Source organism: Streptomyces griseorubiginosus, from assembly GCF_017614965.1.
GTDB classification, from domain to species: domain Bacteria; phylum Actinomycetota; class Actinomycetes; order Streptomycetales; family Streptomycetaceae; genus Streptomyces; species Streptomyces griseorubiginosus_B.
This window is the reverse complement of the sequence record NZ_WVUG01000551.1, coordinates 1-2649: the sequence shown is the minus strand read 5'-3', so window position 1 is coordinate 2649 and position 2649 is coordinate 1. Positions and strand designations below refer to the sequence as shown.

The 2649-nt window shown below is 72.5% G+C and carries 3 protein-coding genes, 1 pseudogene and 1 riboswitch; of the genes and pseudogenes, 1 reads left to right on the top strand and 3 read right to left on the bottom strand.

What is annotated here, in order from left to right:
• A pseudogene (locus tag GRC12_RS43470) lies at positions 1 to 404 on the bottom strand (NlpC/P60 family protein); the annotation flags it as partial.
• 8 nt (positions 405 to 412) lie between these two features.
• A riboswitch (cyclic di-AMP (ydaO/yuaA leader) is annotated at positions 413 to 578 on the bottom strand.
• Between the two features lie 192 nt (positions 579 to 770).
• Positions 771 to 1175, bottom strand: coding sequence for a DUF5997 family protein (locus tag GRC12_RS43465; protein ID WP_208785956.1), 405 nt, complete (start codon positions 1173 to 1175; stop codon positions 771 to 773).
• 58 nt (positions 1176 to 1233) lie between these two features.
• Here GRC12_RS43465 and GRC12_RS43460 point away from each other — a divergent pair, with 58 nt between their 5' ends.
• A complete protein-coding gene (locus tag GRC12_RS43460) occupies positions 1234 to 2013 on the top strand; it encodes a LysR family substrate-binding domain-containing protein (RefSeq protein ID WP_208785955.1) in 780 nt (259 codons plus the stop codon).
• Between the two features lie 7 nt (positions 2014 to 2020).
• On the opposite strand, the gene GRC12_RS43455 is transcribed toward GRC12_RS43460, so the two are convergent.
• Positions 2021 to 2353, bottom strand: coding sequence for a TfoX/Sxy family protein (locus GRC12_RS43455; RefSeq protein WP_208785954.1), 333 nt, complete (start codon positions 2351 to 2353; stop codon positions 2021 to 2023).
• Positions 2354 to 2649 lie beyond the last annotated feature (296 nt).

Genomic DNA, 2649 nt, shown 5'->3' with positions numbered 1-2649 from the left:
CGGGGGGAGGAGGTGCGCTGGGCGGGCTTGCGGTCGGCCGGCAGGATCGCAGGGATCGTCGGCCCCAGCGAGGCGCGCGCCGCGTCGAACCACTGCCGGGTCACGTTGTCCAGATCGGGGTCCGAGCGCCTGCCGCCGCCCGCCGGTGCGCCGCGTCCTCGCGAGCCGGTCACCGTCGGCCGGGTGAAGTTCCACTGGCCGGTGTCGGACTCGGCCCGGTCGTAGAGGCTGCTCACCCGGTCCCGGACGGCCTCCCGGCTGGGGGCGTCCTCCCCGGCGAGGGGCACGGCGTCGGCGCTCTGCGAGAGCATGGCCACCGAGGTGAGGGCCGCCGCGGCGAGGGTGGAGTTGCGCATGCCGGGGAGGCCGGAGCCGCCCGTGCGCGATGGTCGATCCGGCGCCATGGGAGCCGTACTCCTTCCGTACTCCGCCTACCGAGTTAGCTGTCGGGTTCGGGCGGTCGTATCCGGAAGGCATGCCCTACGACCCTTGCCCGTGCGGGCAGTTGGGCCGATTCACCCCATGATTCGGTTGGGTCCCCGGCTCCGGTTCGACACCGGACTCGGCGGAGGCCACGCGTCCCGACGGGGTTCGCCGGAGGAACTCGAGTGGCCTGGACCCACGCTAGCCAACTTGTGCGGCTGGTGTGAAGGTTGAAGGGCAGAATGTCCGATACGCTTTTGTGACCTTCGTCGTGACGAGCCGTCAGATTCCGTCTCCGTGCACACAGCGGATCGGTGGCGTGACCGACCGTCGCGACGGCGGGTGCCTCAGGACCGCGGACCGTCCTCCCGGGCCGCCCGCTCGGCGTCGCGCTTCTTGATCCGCGCCGTCTCCTTGCGGACCTCCGCCTGGGTGGCCCGCTCCTTCACCAGCCATTCCGGCTGCTCCTGCTTCAGCGCCTCGATCTGCTCGGTGGTCAGTGGCTCGGTCACCCCGCCGCGCGCCAGCCCCGCGATGGAGACGCCCAGCTTCGCCGCGACCACCGGACGGGGGTGCGGTCCCTTGGCCCGCAGCTCGCGCAGCCACTCGGGCGGCTCGGCCTGGAGCTGGTCGAGCTGGGCGCGCGAGACGACACCCTCACGGAACTCGGCGGGGGTGGCCTCGAGGTACACACCCAGCTTCTTCGCCGCGGTCGCGGGCTTCATCGTCTGGGTGGTCTGGTGCGACTTCATGGGGTCCAGGGTATCGACCGGGTACGGGGCCCTCGACCACGGCCGGTAACCTGGCCAGGTGACAGGCTCGGAGACATCCCCCACGTTCCGGCTCGCGTACGTCCCGGGGACGACGCCCGCCAAGTGGGTGCGGATCTGGAACGAGCGACTGCCCGACATCCCGCTGCACCTCATCGCCGTACCGGCCGCCGAGGCGCCCGAGGTGCTGCGCGCGGGCGAGGCGGACGCGGGCCTGGTACGGCTGCCGGTCGACCGTGGGTTCTTCAGCGCGATCCCGCTCTACACCGAGACGACGGTGGTCGTGGTCCCCAAGGACCACGTGATCACGGCGGCCGACGAGGTGACGCTCGCCGATCTGGCCGACGAGGTGGTCTTCCACCCCCTCGACGACGTCTTCGGCTGGGACGCCCCTCCCGGTGAACCCGCCTTCGAGCGCCCCGCCACCACCGAGGACGCCGTGGAACTGGTCGCGGCGGGTGTCGGCCTCCTCGTCGTCCCCCAGTCCCTCGCCCGTCTGCACCACCGCAGGGACCTCACCTACCGCCCGGTCGTCGACGCCCCCCAGTCCGGTGTCGCGCTGTCCTGGCCCGAGGAAGCGACCACCGACCTGGTCGAGGACTTCATCGGCATCGTGCGCGGCCGCACGGTCAACAGCTCGCGCGGCCGCAAGCAGCAGTCGGAGGAGAAGCAGCCGAGGCGGGAGGAGAAGCCGAGGCGGGAGGAGCAGCAGAAGTCCTCCGCCCGCCGCAAGCCGGCCCCCGCCAAGCAGCCGGGCCGCACTCCCCGCGCGGGCGGCTCCAAGCCCGGCAGGCGAGGCAGGCCCGGCCGCCGCTCGTAGGAACGGCTCACTTCGGAGGCAACCCCGCGGCGAACGCGTACCCCTCGTCGATCCATGCGCCCAGGACCTGGTCGTCCGCCAGCGCGGACGGGTCGACGACGATCCAGCCACGCATCGGCCGCCCCCTCATGTCGAGGAGCCGCGCGCCCGGTCGGGCCAGTGCCGCGTCCGTGGCCTCCGGCCCGACACGGACCATCAGCCCTCCGGCGCCTCTCGCGCTCACCGCCATGTTCCCGCGCAGCAGAAACGCTAGCCCCCCGAACATCCGCTTCTCGGTGATGTCCGGATCGGCCCCCAGATACCGCCGAATCCGCTCGGCCAACGCTTCGTCGTACGCCATGGCGTGCCTCGCTGTGCCGACTCCCAGGATTCCAGGATGGCCCCGCACGTCTGTCCTGTTCGGGTGGAGGCGGGCCGCCGGTCGGAGTGGGGGCTCTCTCCTCGCGTCGCGTCAGCATGCACCGCACGGTGACGCCGAACCGTGGCCCGACCGCCGCCCTGCCACCGGCATGAGCCCATGGCGACGAGGGCGCCCGGCGGTATGACCGCGGTCGCGTCCGCGCCGGGGATACGACCCCCCGCCGCCCACAGGACATGCTGCCACCTTGCCGCCACGGCCCCGACCCGCCCCGGCAC

What these genes read in the sequence shown, in the direction of transcription:
- GRC12_RS43465 (WP_208785956.1), bottom strand. Translation starts at nt 1,175, where the DNA reads ATGAAGTCGCACCAGACCACCCAGACGATGAAGCCCGCGACCGCGGCG.
- GRC12_RS43455 (WP_208785954.1), bottom strand. Translation starts at nt 2,353, where the DNA reads ATGGCGTACGACGAAGCGTTGGCCGAGCGGATTCGGCGGTATCTGGGG.